Annotated in this window: 14 protein-coding genes and 2 tRNA genes; 8 read left to right on the top strand and 8 right to left on the bottom strand. The window is 64.5% G+C overall.

The window, feature by feature from the left end; genetic code table 11:
- Positions 1 to 37: 37 nt before the first annotated feature.
- Positions 38 to 1,333, bottom strand: a complete 1,296-nt coding sequence (glyA, locus tag JHX88_RS06330; protein WP_076525078.1) for a serine hydroxymethyltransferase — start codon at positions 1,331 to 1,333, stop codon at positions 38 to 40.
- Positions 1,334 to 1,507: 174 nt separating this feature from the next.
- Between glyA and JHX88_RS06335 the strand changes: the two genes are divergently transcribed.
- Complete coding sequence (locus tag JHX88_RS06335) at positions 1,508 to 2,269, top strand: NAD kinase (protein ID WP_076525076.1); 762 nt, start codon at positions 1,508 to 1,510, stop codon at positions 2,267 to 2,269.
- Positions 2,270 to 2,637: 368 nt separating this feature from the next.
- Here the strand turns inward: JHX88_RS06335 and JHX88_RS06340 are convergent, their stop codons facing one another.
- The 4 genes from JHX88_RS06340 to JHX88_RS06355 form a co-directional block, all read right to left on the bottom strand.
- Positions 2,638 to 4,050 carry an amidase gene (locus JHX88_RS06340; protein WP_076525074.1) on the bottom strand — a complete coding sequence of 471 codons (1,413 nt, stop codon included), beginning with the start codon at positions 4,048 to 4,050 and terminating at the stop codon, positions 2,638 to 2,640.
- A 27-nt stretch (positions 4,051 to 4,077) separates the two neighbouring features.
- Positions 4,078 to 5,100, bottom strand: coding sequence for a hypothetical protein (locus JHX88_RS06345; RefSeq protein ID WP_076525072.1), 1,023 nt, complete (start codon positions 5,098 to 5,100; stop codon positions 4,078 to 4,080).
- A 249-nt stretch (positions 5,101 to 5,349) separates the two neighbouring features.
- On the bottom strand, positions 5,350 to 6,258 hold the full coding sequence (rpoH, locus tag JHX88_RS06350; RefSeq protein WP_076525070.1) for an RNA polymerase sigma factor RpoH: 909 nt from the start codon (positions 6,256 to 6,258) through the stop codon (positions 5,350 to 5,352).
- A 156-nt stretch (positions 6,259 to 6,414) separates the two neighbouring features.
- Complete coding sequence (locus tag JHX88_RS06355; RefSeq protein WP_076525068.1) at positions 6,415 to 7,440, bottom strand: RluA family pseudouridine synthase; 1,026 nt, start codon at positions 7,438 to 7,440, stop codon at positions 6,415 to 6,417.
- Here JHX88_RS06355 and JHX88_RS06360 point away from each other — a divergent pair.
- The gene (locus JHX88_RS06360; RefSeq protein WP_076525066.1) at positions 7,439 to 7,747 is read left to right on the top strand and encodes a DUF6476 family protein; all 309 of its coding nucleotides are present in this window, start codon (positions 7,439 to 7,441) and stop codon (positions 7,745 to 7,747) included. The two genes, JHX88_RS06355 and JHX88_RS06360, sit on opposite strands and share 2 nt — an antisense overlap.
- Here JHX88_RS06360 and JHX88_RS06365 read toward each other — a convergent pair.
- Positions 7,735 to 7,986 (bottom strand): accessory factor UbiK family protein, encoded by a 252-nt coding sequence (locus JHX88_RS06365; RefSeq protein WP_076525064.1) that lies wholly within the window; start codon positions 7,984 to 7,986, stop codon positions 7,735 to 7,737. The two genes, JHX88_RS06360 and JHX88_RS06365, sit on opposite strands and share 13 nt — an antisense overlap.
- A 117-nt stretch (positions 7,987 to 8,103) precedes the next feature.
- On the opposite strand from JHX88_RS06365, the gene lgt reads away from it, so the two are divergent.
- The 3 genes from lgt to pgeF are packed head-to-tail and all read left to right on the top strand — an operon-like array spanning position 8,104 to position 10,794.
- A complete protein-coding gene (gene lgt, locus JHX88_RS06370; RefSeq protein ID WP_076525451.1) occupies positions 8,104 to 8,991 on the top strand; it encodes a prolipoprotein diacylglyceryl transferase in 888 nt (295 codons plus the stop codon).
- The gene (locus JHX88_RS06375; RefSeq protein ID WP_076525062.1) at positions 8,988 to 10,046 is read left to right on the top strand and encodes a class I SAM-dependent methyltransferase; all 1,059 of its coding nucleotides are present in this window, start codon (positions 8,988 to 8,990) and stop codon (positions 10,044 to 10,046) included. The genes lgt and JHX88_RS06375 overlap by 4 nt, the downstream gene beginning before the upstream one ends.
- Positions 10,030 to 10,794 (top strand): peptidoglycan editing factor PgeF, encoded by a 765-nt coding sequence (gene pgeF, locus JHX88_RS06380; RefSeq protein WP_076525060.1) that lies wholly within the window; start codon positions 10,030 to 10,032, stop codon positions 10,792 to 10,794. The genes JHX88_RS06375 and pgeF overlap by 17 nt, the downstream gene beginning before the upstream one ends.
- Before the next feature lie 402 nt (positions 10,795 to 11,196).
- Here the strand turns inward: pgeF and tyrS are convergent, their stop codons facing one another.
- Positions 11,197 to 12,444 (bottom strand): tyrosine--tRNA ligase, encoded by a 1,248-nt coding sequence (gene tyrS, locus JHX88_RS06385; protein ID WP_076525058.1) that lies wholly within the window; start codon positions 12,442 to 12,444, stop codon positions 11,197 to 11,199.
- A 57-nt stretch (positions 12,445 to 12,501) separates the two neighbouring features.
- Here tyrS and JHX88_RS06390 point away from each other — a divergent pair, with 57 nt between their 5' ends.
- The 3 genes from JHX88_RS06390 to JHX88_RS06400 all read left to right on the top strand — a co-directional run bounded on the left by JHX88_RS06390 (position 12,502) and on the right by JHX88_RS06400 (position 14,030).
- Positions 12,502 to 13,602 carry an anhydro-N-acetylmuramic acid kinase gene (locus JHX88_RS06390; protein WP_076525056.1) on the top strand — a complete coding sequence of 367 codons (1,101 nt, stop codon included), beginning with the start codon at positions 12,502 to 12,504 and terminating at the stop codon, positions 13,600 to 13,602.
- 247 nt (positions 13,603 to 13,849) lie between these two features.
- A tRNA-Asp gene (locus JHX88_RS06395) sits at positions 13,850 to 13,926 on the top strand.
- A gap of 27 nt (positions 13,927 to 13,953) precedes the next feature.
- Positions 13,954 to 14,030: transfer RNA gene (locus JHX88_RS06400), tRNA-Asp, on the top strand.
- Positions 14,031 to 14,088: 58 nt separating this feature from the next.
- Here the strand turns inward: JHX88_RS06400 and JHX88_RS06405 are convergent.
- Positions 14,089 to 15,165, bottom strand: coding sequence for an NAD-dependent epimerase/dehydratase family protein (locus JHX88_RS06405; RefSeq protein ID WP_076525054.1), 1,077 nt, complete (start codon positions 15,163 to 15,165; stop codon positions 14,089 to 14,091).
- Positions 15,166 to 15,200: the final 35 nt, after the last annotated feature.

Genomic DNA, 15,200 nt, shown 5'->3' on the forward strand with positions numbered 1-15,200 from the left:
CAGTCACCAAGACTGCGTTCAAGGCGCCGTGTCGGCCTCACAGATCCGGATAGAGCGGGAAGCGCGCGCAGAGTTCGGCCACTTCAGCGCGAACCTTGTCCTCGGTGGCGCCGTTGCCCTCTTCGCCATTGGCGGCAAGGCCATCGACGACCTCGACGATCCAGCGGGCAATCAGCCGGAACTCGGCCTCTCCGAAACCGCGCGTGGTGCCTGCGGGGGTACCAAGGCGGATGCCCGAGGTGACAAAGGGCTTTTCGGGATCGAAGGGCACGCCGTTCTTGTTGCAGGTGATATGCGCGCGGCCCAGGGCGGCCTCGGTCGCCTTGCCTGTCACGCCCTTGGGACGCAGGTCGGCGAGGCACAGATGGTTGTCGGTGCCGCCCGACACGATGTCGATGCCGCCCTTCATCAGCTCGTCCGCCATGGCGCGGGCATTGGTGACGACCTGTGCCGCGTAATCCTTGAAGCTGGGCTCGAGGGCCTCTCCGAAAGCTACCGCCTTGGCGGCGATCACATGCATCAGCGGACCGCCCTGCAGGCCGGGGAAGACCGCCGAATTGATCTTTTTCGCGATATCGGCGTCATTGGTCAGCACCATCCCGCCACGCGGACCGCGCAGCGATTTATGCGTGGTGGTGGTCACCACATGCGCATGCGGCAGCGGCGAGGGATGCTGTCCGCCCGCGACCAGCCCGGCGATATGGGCCATGTCCACCATCAGGTAGGCACCCACCTCGTCGGCGATCTTGCGGAATGCCGCCCAGTCCCAGATGCGGCTATAGGCGGTGCCGCCAGCCAGGATCAGCTTGGGCTTGTGCTGGCGCGCGGCCTCGGCAACCGCCTCCATGTCCAGCAGCTGATCCTGCTGGCGCACGCCATAGCTGAGAACGTTGAACCATTTGCCCGACATGTTGACGGGCGAGCCATGGGTCAGGTGACCGCCGGAATTCAGGTCCAGCCCCATGAAGGTGTCGCCGGGTTTCAGCAGCGCCAGGAACACGGCCTGGTTCATCTGGCTGCCGCTATTGGGTTGGACATTGGCGAATTCGCAGTCGAACAGCTTCTTGGCGCGTTCGATGGCCAGGTTCTCGACGATGTCCACATATTGGCAGCCGCCATAATAGCGCTTGCCCGGATAGCCTTCGGCATATTTGTTGGTCAGGACCGTGCCCTGAGCCTCGAGAACCGCCTTCGAGACGATGTTCTCCGACGCGATCAGTTCGATCTCGTCGCGCTGACGGCCAAGTTCCTTACCGATGGCGCCGGCGATCTCGGGGTCGCGGTTGGTCAGGGCTTCGGTGAAAAATCCGTTGTCGCGGGTGGGTGCGTTCATCTGTCACGCGTCCTTTCTGGCTAAGCTGCGGCAGGGATGTTGCCCTCATAACGCAAGCCCGGCCAGGCTAAAAGCAACAAAACGACCGCTTCGGGACCGCTTGCGGCGCGACGGGGCTTGTCTTCGACCCATTCAGCGCCGATGCTGCCCGGCAAGAGGAGCCAGCCGTAGCAGATGATGCCGAAAATCCACTTCACCGCCAGCCAGGCCGATATCGCGCGCGAGGCGCTGGCCAGCCTCTCAGAGCGATATGGTTGCGCCGATGCGGATGACGCCGATCTGGTCGTGGCGCTTGGCGGAGACGGCTTCATGCTGCAGACGCTGCATGCCATGGAAGGGCGTGCCCTGCCGGTCTACGGGATGAACCGGGGTACAGTCGGGTTCCTGATGAACGCCTATAGCATGGACGATCTGCCGCGCAGGCTTGCCGAGGCCGAGGAAACGATCATCAACCCGCTGCGGATGAGCGCCACCTGCCAGGACGGATCGCTGCACGAGGCGCTGGCCATCAACGAGGTCAGCCTGCTGCGCGAAGGTCCGCAAGCCGCCAAGCTGCGCATCCATGTGGACGGCAAGAAACGCATGGATGAACTGGTCTGCGACGGCGCGCTGGTCTCGACCCCGGCCGGGTCCACCGCCTATAACTATTCCGCGCATGGCCCGATCTTACCCATAGATTCCGAAGTGTTGGCCCTGACGGCCATCGCGCCTTTCCGGCCCCGCCGCTGGCGGGGGGCGCTCTTGCCGAAGGATGCGCAGGTCGAGATCGAGGTGCTGAACCCCGAACGCCGCCCGGTCATGGCCGATGCCGATTCGGGTTCGATCCGGCATGTGACGCGGGTGCATATCCACAGCGCCGCCGAGATCTCGCACCGGCTGCTGTTCGACCGGGGGCACGGGCTGGAGGAACGGCTGATCCGCGAGCAATTCGTCTAGGGCCTCATGCAACGGCACCGTGCGCCGCATCTGCACCATCCGCAACAGGGACGCGATCCAGCCAGCAAATGCTGGATTTTCGCCCGCACAGCGCGTACACAACCTGTACACCGCCCGCACACCGGCAGCCTGCATTACGCAGCTTCGAGGGTGATTTTACGCGTCGAGGCGCAGGAGACGGGTTCCATTTCAAGCACAATCTTTCGACAACGCGCCTGATTATTTCCATAATGGAATAAGTGATCATCGACAGAATCCCGGCCAGGCGGGAAAACCCGGACCTGTCTCTTCTTCTTCATGCAAATATCCCCGGGGGACCGGGGGGCAGGCAGCCCCCCGGCCAGCGCGGGACGCAAGGAACCACCCGGCTACAGCCCGGGCGGAAGATGGTCGGTCCAGCCGGTGGCCTCATGCCATGCCTGCCCCAGGTGCAGGATCGCCGCATCGCTGCCTGCCCCCCCGGCCAGTTGCATCCCCATCGGCAGGCCATTCGCGCCGAATCCGACCGGCACCGACAGGCAGGGCAATCCGGCGAGGCTGACCGGCACCACGATTTCCATCCAGCGGTGATAGGTGTCGGCGGGCTTGTCGCCCACGGTCTCGGGCCAGCGCCATTCGACCGGGAAAGGCCAGAACTGCGCGCTGGGCAGGGCAATGGTATCCACCTGCTCGAAGATCCGGGCGGCGCGGCGATACCATTGGCTGCGGATCGCGCTGGCCTCGTAAACCTCGGCGGCGGACAGGTTCAGCCCCTGCTCGATCTCCCATACCGCTTCGGGCTTCAGCAGGGCGCGCTTCGCCGGGTCCTCGTAAAGTGCCCGTTTCGCCCCGGCATTCAGGAAGGCGCGCAGGGTCATCCAGCTTTGCCACAGCCTTTCGGCCGGGAAGGGCGGGGAGAGGGGAACGATCTCGCAGCCGATTTCCCGCAGTTTCTCCAGCGCGGTCTCGCAAAGCGGCAGGATGCCGTCCTCGCAGGGATAGGCGCCGCCCCAATCGCCCAGCCAGCCGATCCGGGTTCCCTTCACCGGGGCGTCGAGCGTGGCGGCGAAATCACCGCCGGGGCGGCTGAAGGGCAGGGACGAATGCGGTCCGGCCATGATCGACAGCAGATGCGCCAGGTCGCGCGGGCTGCGCGCCATCGGGCCGAGCGTCGCCAGGCTGGACATGAAGCTTTCGCCCGCAGGCTCGCCCGGCACCAGTCCCCAGCTTGGCCGGAAACCATAGACATTGCAGAAACCTGCCGGATTGCGCAGGCTTCCCATCATGTCCGAGCCATCCGCCACCGGCACCATCCGTGCCGCCAGTGCCGCCGCCGCCCCGCCCGAGGATCCACCGGCGCTGCGATCCGGGTCATAGGGGTTGCGGGTTGCCCCGAAGACCTCGTTGAAACTATGCGATCCAAGCCCCCATTCGGGCGTATTCGTCTTGCCGATAAAGATCGCCCCGGCGTCCCGCATCCGTGCCACGACCACATCGTCGGCGGGCGGGACGTGATCGCGGAAGATGGGCGAGCCCCAGGTCGTGCGGATTCCCTTCACCGCCGCCAGGTCCTTGACCGCCACGGGCATGCCATGCAGCCAGCCCTTGCGCGGGGCTTGATCGGCCTGCCGTGCCTCGGCCAGCAATTCGTCGCGGGGCCGCAGGCTGACGATGGCGTTGATTTGCGGATTGACCGTCTCGATCCGGTCCAGATGCGCTTCCATCACCTCTACGGCGCTGAGGCTGCGATCTGCCATCGCATGGGAGAGAGCGTCGGCGTCAAGTCGGGTGGGGTCGGTCATCGGGGCTCCGTTCCGTCGGGTGATGGTTTATCCCGCGCAAATCTGTTGCAGGGCCAGCCATTGCTGATCGGTCAGCAGCGGGTCCGGGGGAGGGGTGTCACGGAACGGATCCGCCTCGATCAGGGCCATGAGCGAGCTTCCGGTGGGATCGAGCGCGCGCGCATAGGGTTCGCTCGATATGCCCTTTTCCTCGAAAGCGCCCAACAGTGTTTCGTCGTCCGGGGCGGGGGCGGGTCGCTGGAGAAGCCGTTCGCCATAGCCGCGGAGCGCATCTTCGGGCAGGGTGCCGAGCGTCAGCAGGCGCAGGACCGCGCCGGTGCCGGCATATTCCAGCGCGTCCAGCAGCAAATCCCGGTCCGAGACGGCCATCTGCGCGGCGATCAGGTGGCCCGCGGCGGCTTCGGGGCCGGGGGCGGTGAGCAGCATGTCATTGCCAAGGACATAGATCTGGCCGGGCAGGCGGCGGGCGCCATTGACGGGCGAGGGGACGACATGGATTTCTGCCCCTTCGGCGATGAGCTTGGGGGCGATCCAGTCAAGCACCGCCCGCCCCGAACTGCGTTCGCAGGTGGTGCCGGTACTGCGGGTCATATCGGCCAGAACCGCCTTGCCGATGGCACGGGCCTGCGCCGGAGGGGCGATCTTGGCGGCGTGGCGAGTCATGGCGTCGGGCAGCCAGATCACCGCTGCCGCTGCCATGGCCAGTGCCGCGATCAGCATGAGCCCGCCCCTGAGCCGCCCCGGATGGGCGCGGCGCGAGGCGATGGCGCGCTCGACCCGCTCGATCGCGTCGATCATCAGCGGATCGTCAACTTCCAGCGTTTCGTCGGGTCCGTCTGCGCGGGGACTGTAGATCGCCGGGATCTTGCCGGGGTTGAGCCGGGTCACGGCGGGTAGAGACCAATGCGACAGTGGCTGGTCGGATTTCGGATCCGAAAGCGTGAGCGTCGCGTCGCCCACCGATACGATCACCTCGCGCAGCCGCGCCTCGGGCGTTTCGCGCCACGAGCCCTGCGCCTCCAGGCGTTCGAATTCCGTCAGCGCCGTCATGGGGTTGGGTCATGCCTGTTGTTTTCCACGACCATAGCGTGGTGGCGGGGCTGGTCAATGCCCGGGATATGCTCGGAAGGGAGGATGGGCGGTATATTCTTGCGAAGAATTTTTCGAGTATATTGCAGTAATGAGCTGAATATAATTTATTTTATAATTTTATTGGGTTTGACGACCGGCAGGGGTGCCCACCGGTCGCCTGTCGATTTGTGATCCGATGACGGCGCCCTGTCGGGCGCCTTGCCATCTTCATTCGACCGTTTCAGGCACCCGCATTCCCTTGTCGCGGGCAAGGACACGCATCCGGTCCTGCAGTTTCTCGAAGGCGCGCACCTCGATCTGGCGAATCCGCTCGCGCGAGACATCGTAGCGACCGGACAGATCCTCCAGCGTCATCGGGTCGTCGCGCAGGCGGCGCTCCATCAGGATGTCCTTCTCGCGGTCGTTCAGCACGTCCATCGCCTCGATCAGCATCTGGCGGCGGGTGTCCAGCTCTTCGGATTCGGCATAGGAATCGGCCTGGTTGGCGTCTTCGTCCTCAAGCCAGTCCTGCCATTGCGCCGTCGAATCCCCCTCGGCCGAGCCGACCGTCGCGTTCAGCGAGGCGTCGCCCCCCGAAAGGCGGCGGTTCATGTCGGTCACCTCCTTCTCGGTCACGTTCAGATCATTGGCGATCTGGGCGACGTGATCGGGGCGCAGGTCGCCCTCTTCCAGCGCGCCGATGCGGGATTTGGCCTTGCGCAGGTTGAAGAACAGCTTTTTCTGCGCGCTGGTCGTGCCCATCTTCACCAATGACCAGGACCGCAGGATATATTCCTGGATCGAGGCGCGAATCCACCACATCGCATAGGTGGCCAGCCGGAAGCCCTTTTCGGGATCGAAGCGCTTGACCGCCTGCATCAGGCCGACATTCGCCTCGGAAATCACCTCGGCCTGGGGCAGGCCATAGCCGCGATAGCCCATGGCGATCTTGGCGGCGAGCCGCAGGTGACTGGTCACCAGCCTGTGCGCGGCCTCGGAATCCTCGTGGTCGGCCCATGCCTTGGCCAGCATGTATTCCTCTTCGGGTTCCAGCAGGGGGAACTTGCGGATCTCCTGAAGATAGCGGTTCAGACCCTGCTCGGGACTGGGGGCGGGAAGATTGCCATAATTAGCCATATCGGTGGCCTTTCGCAGAGATAAAGATAACGCAGACGAGGCGGTCACGGTTCCGCGACGAGAGATTGCGCTTGCCCTTCGTGGGGCAGGTTGGGGCTTGAAATTACTCTGGCTGGATTTTGCGGAATGGTAACGTGGGAACGGTTCACGTTCATGTCAAGTCTTCGCGATCCGCAACGCTTCCAGCAGGGATTTCATGTCGGCGGGGAGCGGACTGTCGAATTCCATCATAACACCGCTGACCGGATGTTCAAAGCCCAGATGCGCGGCATGCAGCGCCTGCCGGGGGAATGCCGTCGCCGCATGGGCCGCCTCGCCAAGCGCCTTTGCCGATGCCCGCCGCGCCCCACCATAAACCGGATCGCCGATCAGGCCCAGCCCTGCATGGGCCATATGCACGCGGATTTGATGGGTTCGCCCGGTCTCCAGCCGGCATTCGACCAGCATGGCCGAGGCAGGGCGTCCAAAGCTCTCAACCATCCGCGCCCGTGTCACCGCATGTCGGCCCCTGTCGAAATAGACCGCCTGTTTCTGCCGGTCGCTGGCATGGCGGGTCAGGCGCGAGGTGATCTTCAGCACGCCGCCATCCTCGAAGCTGACACCGGGGGTTCCGCGCAGCCGCGGATCGGCGGCATCGATCACCCCATGCGCCAGCGCCAGATAGCGGCGCTGCGCGCTATGCGCCTCGAACTGCGCGGCAAGCCCGTGATGGGCGCGGTCGGATTTCGCTACGACCAGAAGGCCCGAGGTATCCTTGTCGATCCGGTGCACGATGCCGGGGCGCCGTTCGCCCCCGATCCCCGAGAGCGTCTCGCCGCAATGCGCCAGCAGCGCGTTGACCAGCGTGCCCGAGGGCGATCCCGGCGCGGGATGGACGACCATCCCGGCGGGCTTGTCGATCACGATCAGGTCGCCATCCTCATGGGCGATATTCAGCGGAATCGCCTCGGGTCGGGTCTCGACCGGTTCCGGCTCGGGCAGGGTGATGAGATATTCCTGCCCCTCGGCCACTTTCGCCTTGCCGTCCCGCGCCACGCCACCGGGCCCGCTGACCGCGCCATCGGCGATCAGCCGGGCAAGCCGGGACCGCGACAGCGCCGCTTCCTCTGGCACTGCCAGCGCAAGGGCCTTATCAAGCCGTTCAGGCGGATTGGCCGGGATGGTGATGACAAGGTTCGACATGAGCGATGATGATAGCGACTGGAAAGAGGCAGCGAAAGCGGTTCCCGAACTGCGCTTCCTGAAAACGCTGGTTACCGGGCTGACGCTGGTGATGGGATTGGGGATGGTGGCGATCGTCGTGCTGCTATGGACCCGGCTCGGCCAGCCGATGCTGCCGGAACTGCCCGACAGCATAGCCCTGCCCGAAGGCGCGACGGCCGAGGCCGTCACCTTCGCCCGCGACTGGATCGTGGTGGTCACGGATGGCGGAGAGATACTGCTCTACACCCGGGAGGGTAGCCTGAAGGATCGGATTCAGTCGCCCTGACGCCCGGCCTCGAGCGCGTCCAGCCTGGCCTTCAGCTCGGCATTCTCGGTGCGGGCCTTGATGGCCATCTCGCGGACGGCGTCGAATTCCTCGCGGGTCACGAAGTCGCGATCCGCCAGCCAGCGGTCAACCCAGCCTTTCATCGCCGTCTCGGCCTCGGTCTTGGCGCCCTGGGCCACACCCATCGCATTTGTCATCAATTGCGAGACATCGTCGAAAAACTTGTTCTGTGTCGCCATTTAGCCTGATCCCTTGCTTTGCTTGCCCCCTATATGGGCCGCGCCGCGCCGGGGTTCAATATTGACACCGCCGGGCGCGGCGCTAGCGTGCGCCTCGACAACCGGCCCAGAGGCAGCATGATCCCCTTTCCCGATATATCGCCCGAGATTTTCACCATCCAGATCGGAGGGTTTTCGCTGAGTTTGCGCTGGTACGCGCTGGCCTATCTGGCCGGGTTGCTGATCGGCTGGCGGATCATGGTTCGGATGATGCGGGGCGACGCCATCTGGGGCGACAAGGCGCCGATGGAGGGCGAGGCCGTCGATGACCTGCTGACCTGGGTGATCCTCGGGGTGATTCTCGGCGGGCGATTGGGCTTCGTGCTGTTCTATGAGCCGGGCTATTACCTCGCCAATCCCGCCGAGATCGCAAAGGTCTGGCAGGGCGGGATGAGCTTTCACGGCGGTTTTGCCGGGGTGATCGTGGCGGCATGGCTGTTCTGCCGGTCGCGCGGGATTCCCCCGCTTCGCCTGGCCGATGCGATGGCGGTGGTCGCGCCCATCGGGCTGTTCTTTGGCCGTATCGCCAATTTCATCAATGCCGAGCTGTGGGGCCGTCCGACCGATCTGCCCTGGGGGGTGATCTTCCCCGGCGAGGCCGCGCAATCCTGCCCCGGTATCGAGGGGCTTTGCGCTCGCCATCCAAGCCAGCTCTACGAGGCGGGGCTTGAAGGGCTGCTTCTGGGGCTGATTCTTTGGGCCGTGGTGCGGGCCAAAGGACTGCACCGTCCCGGGCTCGCATTCGGGATTTTCCTTTCCGGATACGGGCTTGCACGCATATTCGTGGAATTGTTCCGACTTGCTGATGCGCAGTTCATCACCCCCGACAACCCGCTTGGCCATGTCATCGGCGGGCCGGTGATCGGGCTGACCATGGGACAGGTTCTGTCACTGCCGATGCTGTTGGTCGGGCTGTTCTTTATCCTTCGCGCATGGCGCCGTGCCCCGGTCGCCACCGCTGCATGACCCCGCTAGCCGAGATCATCGCGCAGCGCATCCGGGCCACCGGGCCGATCACGCTGGCTGATTACATGGAGCTTTGCCTGCTCCATCCCCGCTATGGTTACTACGCTACCCGCGATCCTTTCGGACAGGCCGGGGATTTCACTACCGCGCCGGAAATCTCGCAGATTTTCGGAGAGTTATGCGGTCTTGCTCTTGCACAAACCTGGATGGATCAGGGCCGCCCTGCGCCCTTCACGCTGGCCGAGCCGGGGCCGGGGCGCGGCACGCTGATGGCGGATATGCTGCGGGCCATGCGGGCCGTGCCGGGGATGTTCAAAGCCGCCGATGTCACGCTGATCGAGGCTTCACCGCATCTGCGCGGCGTGCAGAGTGAGAATCTTGGCGATGTCCGGCATCTCGACGGGATCGAGGAATTGCCGGATAAGCCCCTGTTCATGATGGCAAACGAGTTTTTCGATGCTTTACCGGTCCGGCAGTTCCAGCGGGTCGAGGAAGGTTGGGCCGAGCGCGTCGTCGGTCTGGACAAGGACGGGTTGCGTATGGGACTGGCCCCGCCGGTCGATCTGCCGCGCGCGGGGCGGATCGGCGATATCGTCGAGGATTGCTCTGCCGCTGTCGCCATCATCGAGGCGATAGCGGGGCGGATCGCGGCGCGTGGCGGGGCGGCGATCATCGTCGATTACGGCGGCTGGAACGGTTATGGCGACACCTTTCAGGCGCTGCGTGCGCATGCGCCCGAGGACCCGTTGGCCCATCCCGGCGAGGCCGATCTTACCGCGCATGTCGATTTCGCGCCTTTGGCCGCCGCCGCGATCCGGGCCGGGGCAGAGGTGTCGCGGCCGCTGCATCAGGGCGATTGGCTGTTGTCGCTTGGGGCCGAGGCACGGGCACGGCGGCTGGCGGATGCCGGCGACGCGGGCGCGATGGATGCGCTTCGGCGCTTGACCCGCCCGGATGAAATGGGTCACCTGTTCAAGGCGATGGCCATCTGGCCGAAAGGGGCGCTGCCGGTGCCCGGATTTGACGCGCTGAGGCATCATGCAGACGACGCTTGAGATCCTGACAAACCCGTTGCTTGCCGATGTAAGGCACGGTTTTTTCACGCGAAAGGGCGGGGCTTCCTCGGGGCTTTTCGCGGGGCTGAATTGTGGACGCGGCAGCAGCGATCAAGGCGACATGGTCTCGCTGAACCGGGCAAGAGTCGCCGAGGCGATGGGCGTGCCGGCGAATGGGCTGGCCACGGTCAAGCAGGTGCATTCGGCGGATGTGGTCACACTGAACGACGGCGATGACTTGGAAAAGATCAGCGAAATCAAGGCGGATGGGCTGGTCACCATGCGGCGTGGCGTGGCGCTTGCGGTGTTGACCGCGGATTGCCAGCCGATCCTTCTGGCCGATGCGGAGGCCGGAATCGTCGGGGCATGTCACGCGGGATGGCGTGGCGCACTGGGCGGCATCATCGAGGCGACGGTCGAGGCGATGCGGGCGCTTGGGGCACAGGACATCCGGGCAGTGATCGGGCCGACGATCAGCCAGCGCGCCTACGAAGTCGGCGAGGATTTCATGGAGGACTTCCTTCTCGAAGATCCTGATCATACGAGGTTTTTCAGCGGTGGCCCGAATGGCCACCCGATGTTCGATCTGCCGTCTTTCGGCCTGTCGCGGCTGCGTGGGGCGGGCGTCGAGGCGGAATGGTCCGGGCATTGCACCTATTCCGATCCCGAGCGTTTCTTCAGCTATCGCCGCTCCACGCATGAGGGGCAGGTGGATTACGGACGGTTGATCTCGGTCATCACGCTATAAGTTGCAACGCCTGCGTGCGCTGCATCTGTCACCCCACGCAACGCGGATGCGTTTCACCCAACAAATGCTGGGTTTTCGTCTGCACAACCCGTGCACCGCGCGTGCACAACCTGTACACAGGGCGTACACAGGGCTACGAAACTTGGCGATGGGTTCGACGGTGATTTCGCGTATCAAGGCGCGGGGACAGATTCCATTCGCTGGATGATCTTTCTGATATGCGGCTAATTGCTTTCCTATCGGAATGGATGATCGCGCAGGCAAAACCTGAACCCGCTTCCTCTTCTTCTTTGGGAAAAATACCTCGGGATCGCCGGTTGGTGCGCCACTGGTTCGAGAGACCTGCCGGCGACGGGGCGGAGCCCCCGGCCATCGCGGGACGCAACAATCAGCTGCTTCCGGTCAGCCGACCCGCACCATCCGGTGTTTCTTCTTGCCGACCGATACCTTCAGCCCATCGCCGATCAACGCCGCATCGACCGGTAGTTGCGGATCGTTCACGGCGTCGTTGTTCAAGCGCAAGCCGCCCTCGGCGATCAGGCGCTTGGCCTCCTTGCCGCTGGCGGTGATGCCGGTCTGGACCAGCATCTGCACCACCGTCAGCCCGTCGCTCAGCGCATTCGACGGCAGCAGGGCCACCTCCAGGTCGCCGCCTGCGCCGCCTTGCTCGAACACTTCGCGCGCGGTCGCTTCGGCGCTTGCCGCGGCCTCGGCGCCATGCAGCAGGGTGGTCACCTCGTTGGCCAGCCGCACTTTCGCCTCGTTGATCTCGGATCCCTCCAGCGCGCCCATCCGTTCGCATTCGGCGACCGGCAACTCGGTGTAGAGCTTCAGGAAGCGGCCCACATCGGCATCGGTGGTATTGCGCCAGAACTGCCAGAAATCATAGGCCGACAGCATCTCGCCGTTCAGCCAGACCGCGCCGCCCTGCGATTTGCCCATCTTGCGCCCGTCGCTGGTGGTCAGCAAGGGCGAGGTCAGCCCCCAGATGGTCGCATCATCGACACGACGGGTCAGGTCGATCCCGTTGACGATATTGCCCCATTGATCCGAGCCGCCCATCTGCAGGCTGCAATCGTAACGCCGATGCAGCTCGAGGAAATCATAGGCCTGCAGGATCATGTAGTTGAATTCGAGGAAGGACAGCGATTGCTCGCGATCCAGCCGCGATTTCACCGATTCGAAGGACAGCATCCGGTTGACGCTGAAATGCCGGCCGATATCGCGCAGGAATTCCAGGTAGTTCAGCCCGTCGAGCCATTCGGCATTGTTCAGCATCATCGCGCCGCCATCCTCGCGGTAATCGAGATAGCGGGCAAAGACCTTCTGCATTCCGTCGATATTGGCCTGGATCGCGGCTTGGTCCAGAAGCGGACGCTCGTCGGAGCGGAAGGAGGGATCGCCGACCTTGGTCGTTCCGCCGCCCATCAGCGTGATCGGGCGGTTGCCGGTCTTCTGGAACCAGCGCAGCATCATCACGTTCAGCAGATGCCCGACATGCAGGCTGGCCGCCGTCGCGTCATAGCCGATATAGGCGGTGACCGACCCGGCCAGCAGTGCCTTGTCCAGCCCTTCGTAATCCGTGCAATCGGCCAGATAGCCGCGCTCGAGCATGATTTGCAGGAAATCGGATTTCGGCTGGTAGGTCATGGGCTGTTTCCTCTTGTGCGGGGCGGATATACCGGCTGAGAAGGCAAAGGAAAAGGCATGATGATCCGAGCTTTGGGAATGATGTCGGGCACCTCGCTTGACGGGGTGGACGCGGCGGTGATCGAAACCGACGGGGTTCGTATCGGTGGTTTCGGCCGCAGCGCTTTCCGCGCCTATTCGGATAACGAGGCGGCGGCGCTGCACGCGGCGCTCGGGCGCTGGCCGGGCGAGGAAGGCGTGGCGGATGCCGCAGAGATTTCCGTGGCCAGCCATGCGGCCCTGGCGGAAGGTTTCCCCGAGGCAGAGCTGATCGGTTATCACGGCCAGACGCTTGCGCATGATCCGCAGGGGCGCGGCACCCATCAGGCCGGGGACGGGGCGGCGCTGGCGCGTGTGTCGGATCGCCCGGTTGTCTGGGATTTCCGTAGCGAGGATGTCAGGCAGGGCGGCGAGGGCGCACCGCTTGCCCCGTTCTTTCACTGGGCCTGTGCCGAATGGGCGGTCAGGGAGGGGAAGCTGCCCCCTGCGCCGGTGGCCTTCCTGAACCTTGGCGGGGTGGGCAATATCACCTGGGTGGATACCGCGTCAGCGGCGCCCGAAGCCCCCGGTGCCTGTGTCGCTTTCGATACCGGCCCGGCGAATGCGCCGATCAATGACCTGATGCGCGCGCGCCGCAGGCAGGCCAGAGACGAGGGCGGCGCGCTGGCCGCCTCTGGCAAAGCGGATCAAGGCATCGTCGCCGAATTTCTGCGGCACCCCTATTTCGATCGTCCCCCGCCCAAATCGCTGGACCGGGACCAGTTCACCGGGCTGAGCGACGCGGTGGCATCTTTGCCAGATGCCGATGCGGCGGCCACCCTGGTCGCGGCGCTGGCGGGATCGGTCGCAGCGGGAATGCGCTGGCTGCCCTCGATGCCGACCGTTCTGATGGTCTGCGGCGGTGGGCGGCATAACGGCACCATCATGCAGGCGCTCGGCACGGCCATCGCGGCCGATGTGCGCCCGGTCGAGTCGGCGGGACTGGATGGTGACATGCTCGAGGCGCAGGCTTTCGGATGGCTGGCGGTGCGCGTGCAGCGGGGCCTGCCGATATCGGGACCAATGACCACCGGCGTGCCCGCACCGGTCTGCGGCGGACGGATCAGCCATCCGCGTTAGGCTCATTTTTCCGGGCTTGGGCCGCTCCTGTCGTCATGCGGTCGAAACATGTCGGGAATATGCTCTTGCGCCTGCGGGTGGCGTGAAAGGATGGCATGACCCGCCTCTCCTCCATGCGGGTGTCAAATGGCATCCGCGCATTGTCCTCCGATGCGCGGATGTTTTTTCTTCAGCTATCTTGACGCGGCTTCACGGCCCGCTTAAACCCCGCTCACCCGGCGGGCGATCAGCCGGGGAAGGTAAGTGTGCGGTTGTAGCTCAGTTGGTTAGAGTGCCGGCCTGTCACGCCGGAGGTCGCGGGTTCGAGCCCCGTCAACCGCGCCACTTTCACCCTTTCGCCCGGATATATGCGCGGTTGTAGCTCAGTTGGTTAGAGTGCCGGCCTGTCACGCCGGAGGTCGCGGGTTCGAGCCCCGTCAACCGCGCCATTTCCCAGATGAAAGCAATGATTTCAGGGCGCTTCTGCCAGGATCAAGCCCTATGCCGTCAGTTTCCGGCTTTCCCGAACTGACCCGCCTTTACCATCTGCGCGAACATCTCGACGATTCCCGGCTCGACGCCGCGGTAAGTCAGCCCCAAGCCTTCGCGGGATTTGCGATTGTCCGCTTGCCAGCGATGGCCGAGATTGCGCGCGACGAAACGGCGGGTGAAGCGCTTGTCCACCAATGGTCCGACCAGCCAGAGAAGCCATTTCGGCAGTTCCCGCCGGGGCAGGGGGAAATCCTTGCCGAATCGGGGGCGCAGTGTTTCGGCGATATCGAGAAAGCTCAGCGTCTTCTCGGACAGGATATGCCGCCCGGTGGCAGGACCGAAGCCCGCAAGAATATGCGCCATGGCGACATCGCGCACATCGACCATTCCGACCTCGAACTGCGGGACACCCGTCCTCAGGGTGCCATTGCCGAAACCCCGGATGATGTCGAAGCTTTCCGCCTTGGGCGGGGTGCCGACGGCGGGGCCGAGAATCACCGCGGGATTGATGACCGCCAGCGACCAGCGGTCCTGCGCGTCATGCATGTCCCACGCGGCTTTCTCGGCCAGCGTCTTGGAATAGGCATAGGGATTATGGGTGATGCCTGACGAGTTGTTCCAGATCTCCTCGGTCAGGATTCCGCCGGGCGCTTGCGCGCAATCGGCGACATCTCCGAAAATCGCGGCACAGGAACTCGTCAGCACGATCTTGCGAATGTCCGCGTTGCGATTGGCGGCTGCCAGCACGTGCCGCGTGCCTTCGATGGCAGGGCGGATCAGGTCGCTTTCCGGATCATCGACGGTCAGCCTGTAAGGCGAGGCGGTGTGGATCACCACCGCACAGCCCTGCATCGGCGCATCGAAGCTTTCCGCATCGGCCAGGTCGGCGGCAAAGAGCCTGAGTTCGCCCGGTTTCCCCGTAGCCATGTCGCGCAGCGCCGCCGCCTTGGCGCTGTCGGGATCGCGCACCGTCGCGTGAACTGTCAGGCCGAGTTCCAGCAGATCATGCAGGATCCAGCTTGCGAGATAGCCGGTTGCCCCTGTCAACATGACCGGAACGTTCCGGTCCATATCCAGATCCTGGTAATTCATCCTGCCTCCGGGCGTGATCGCGGTCGCACGAGCGA

The organism is Paracoccus saliphilus (assembly GCF_028553805.1).
GTDB classification, from domain to species: domain Bacteria; phylum Pseudomonadota; class Alphaproteobacteria; order Rhodobacterales; family Rhodobacteraceae; genus Paracoccus; species Paracoccus saliphilus.

What these genes read in the sequence shown, in the direction of transcription:
- glyA (WP_076525078.1), bottom strand. Translation starts at nt 1,333, where the DNA reads ATGAACGCACCCACCCGCGACAACGGATTTTTCACCGAAGCCCTGACC.
- JHX88_RS06335 (WP_076525076.1), top strand. Translation starts at nt 1,508, where the DNA reads ATGATGCCGAAAATCCACTTCACCGCCAGCCAGGCCGATATCGCGCGC.
- JHX88_RS06340 (WP_076525074.1), bottom strand. Translation starts at nt 4,050, where the DNA reads ATGACCGACCCCACCCGACTTGACGCCGACGCTCTCTCCCATGCGATG.
- JHX88_RS06345 (WP_076525072.1), bottom strand. Translation starts at nt 5,100, where the DNA reads ATGACGGCGCTGACGGAATTCGAACGCCTGGAGGCGCAGGGCTCGTGG.
- rpoH (WP_076525070.1), bottom strand. Translation starts at nt 6,258, where the DNA reads ATGGCTAATTATGGCAATCTTCCCGCCCCCAGTCCCGAGCAGGGTCTG.
- JHX88_RS06360 (WP_076525066.1), top strand. Translation starts at nt 7,439, where the DNA reads ATGAGCGATGATGATAGCGACTGGAAAGAGGCAGCGAAAGCGGTTCCC.
- JHX88_RS06355 (WP_076525068.1), bottom strand. Translation starts at nt 7,440, where the DNA reads ATGTCGAACCTTGTCATCACCATCCCGGCCAATCCGCCTGAACGGCTT.
- JHX88_RS06365 (WP_076525064.1), bottom strand. Translation starts at nt 7,986, where the DNA reads ATGGCGACACAGAACAAGTTTTTCGACGATGTCTCGCAATTGATGACA.
- lgt (WP_076525451.1), top strand. Translation starts at nt 8,104, where the DNA reads ATGATCCCCTTTCCCGATATATCGCCCGAGATTTTCACCATCCAGATC.
- JHX88_RS06375 (WP_076525062.1), top strand. Translation starts at nt 8,988, where the DNA reads ATGACCCCGCTAGCCGAGATCATCGCGCAGCGCATCCGGGCCACCGGG.
- pgeF (WP_076525060.1), top strand. Translation starts at nt 10,030, where the DNA reads ATGCAGACGACGCTTGAGATCCTGACAAACCCGTTGCTTGCCGATGTA.
- tyrS (WP_076525058.1), bottom strand. Translation starts at nt 12,444, where the DNA reads ATGACCTACCAGCCGAAATCCGATTTCCTGCAAATCATGCTCGAGCGC.
- JHX88_RS06390 (WP_076525056.1), top strand. Translation starts at nt 12,502, where the DNA reads ATGATGATCCGAGCTTTGGGAATGATGTCGGGCACCTCGCTTGACGGG.
- JHX88_RS06405 (WP_076525054.1), bottom strand. Translation starts at nt 15,165, where the DNA reads ATGAATTACCAGGATCTGGATATGGACCGGAACGTTCCGGTCATGTTG.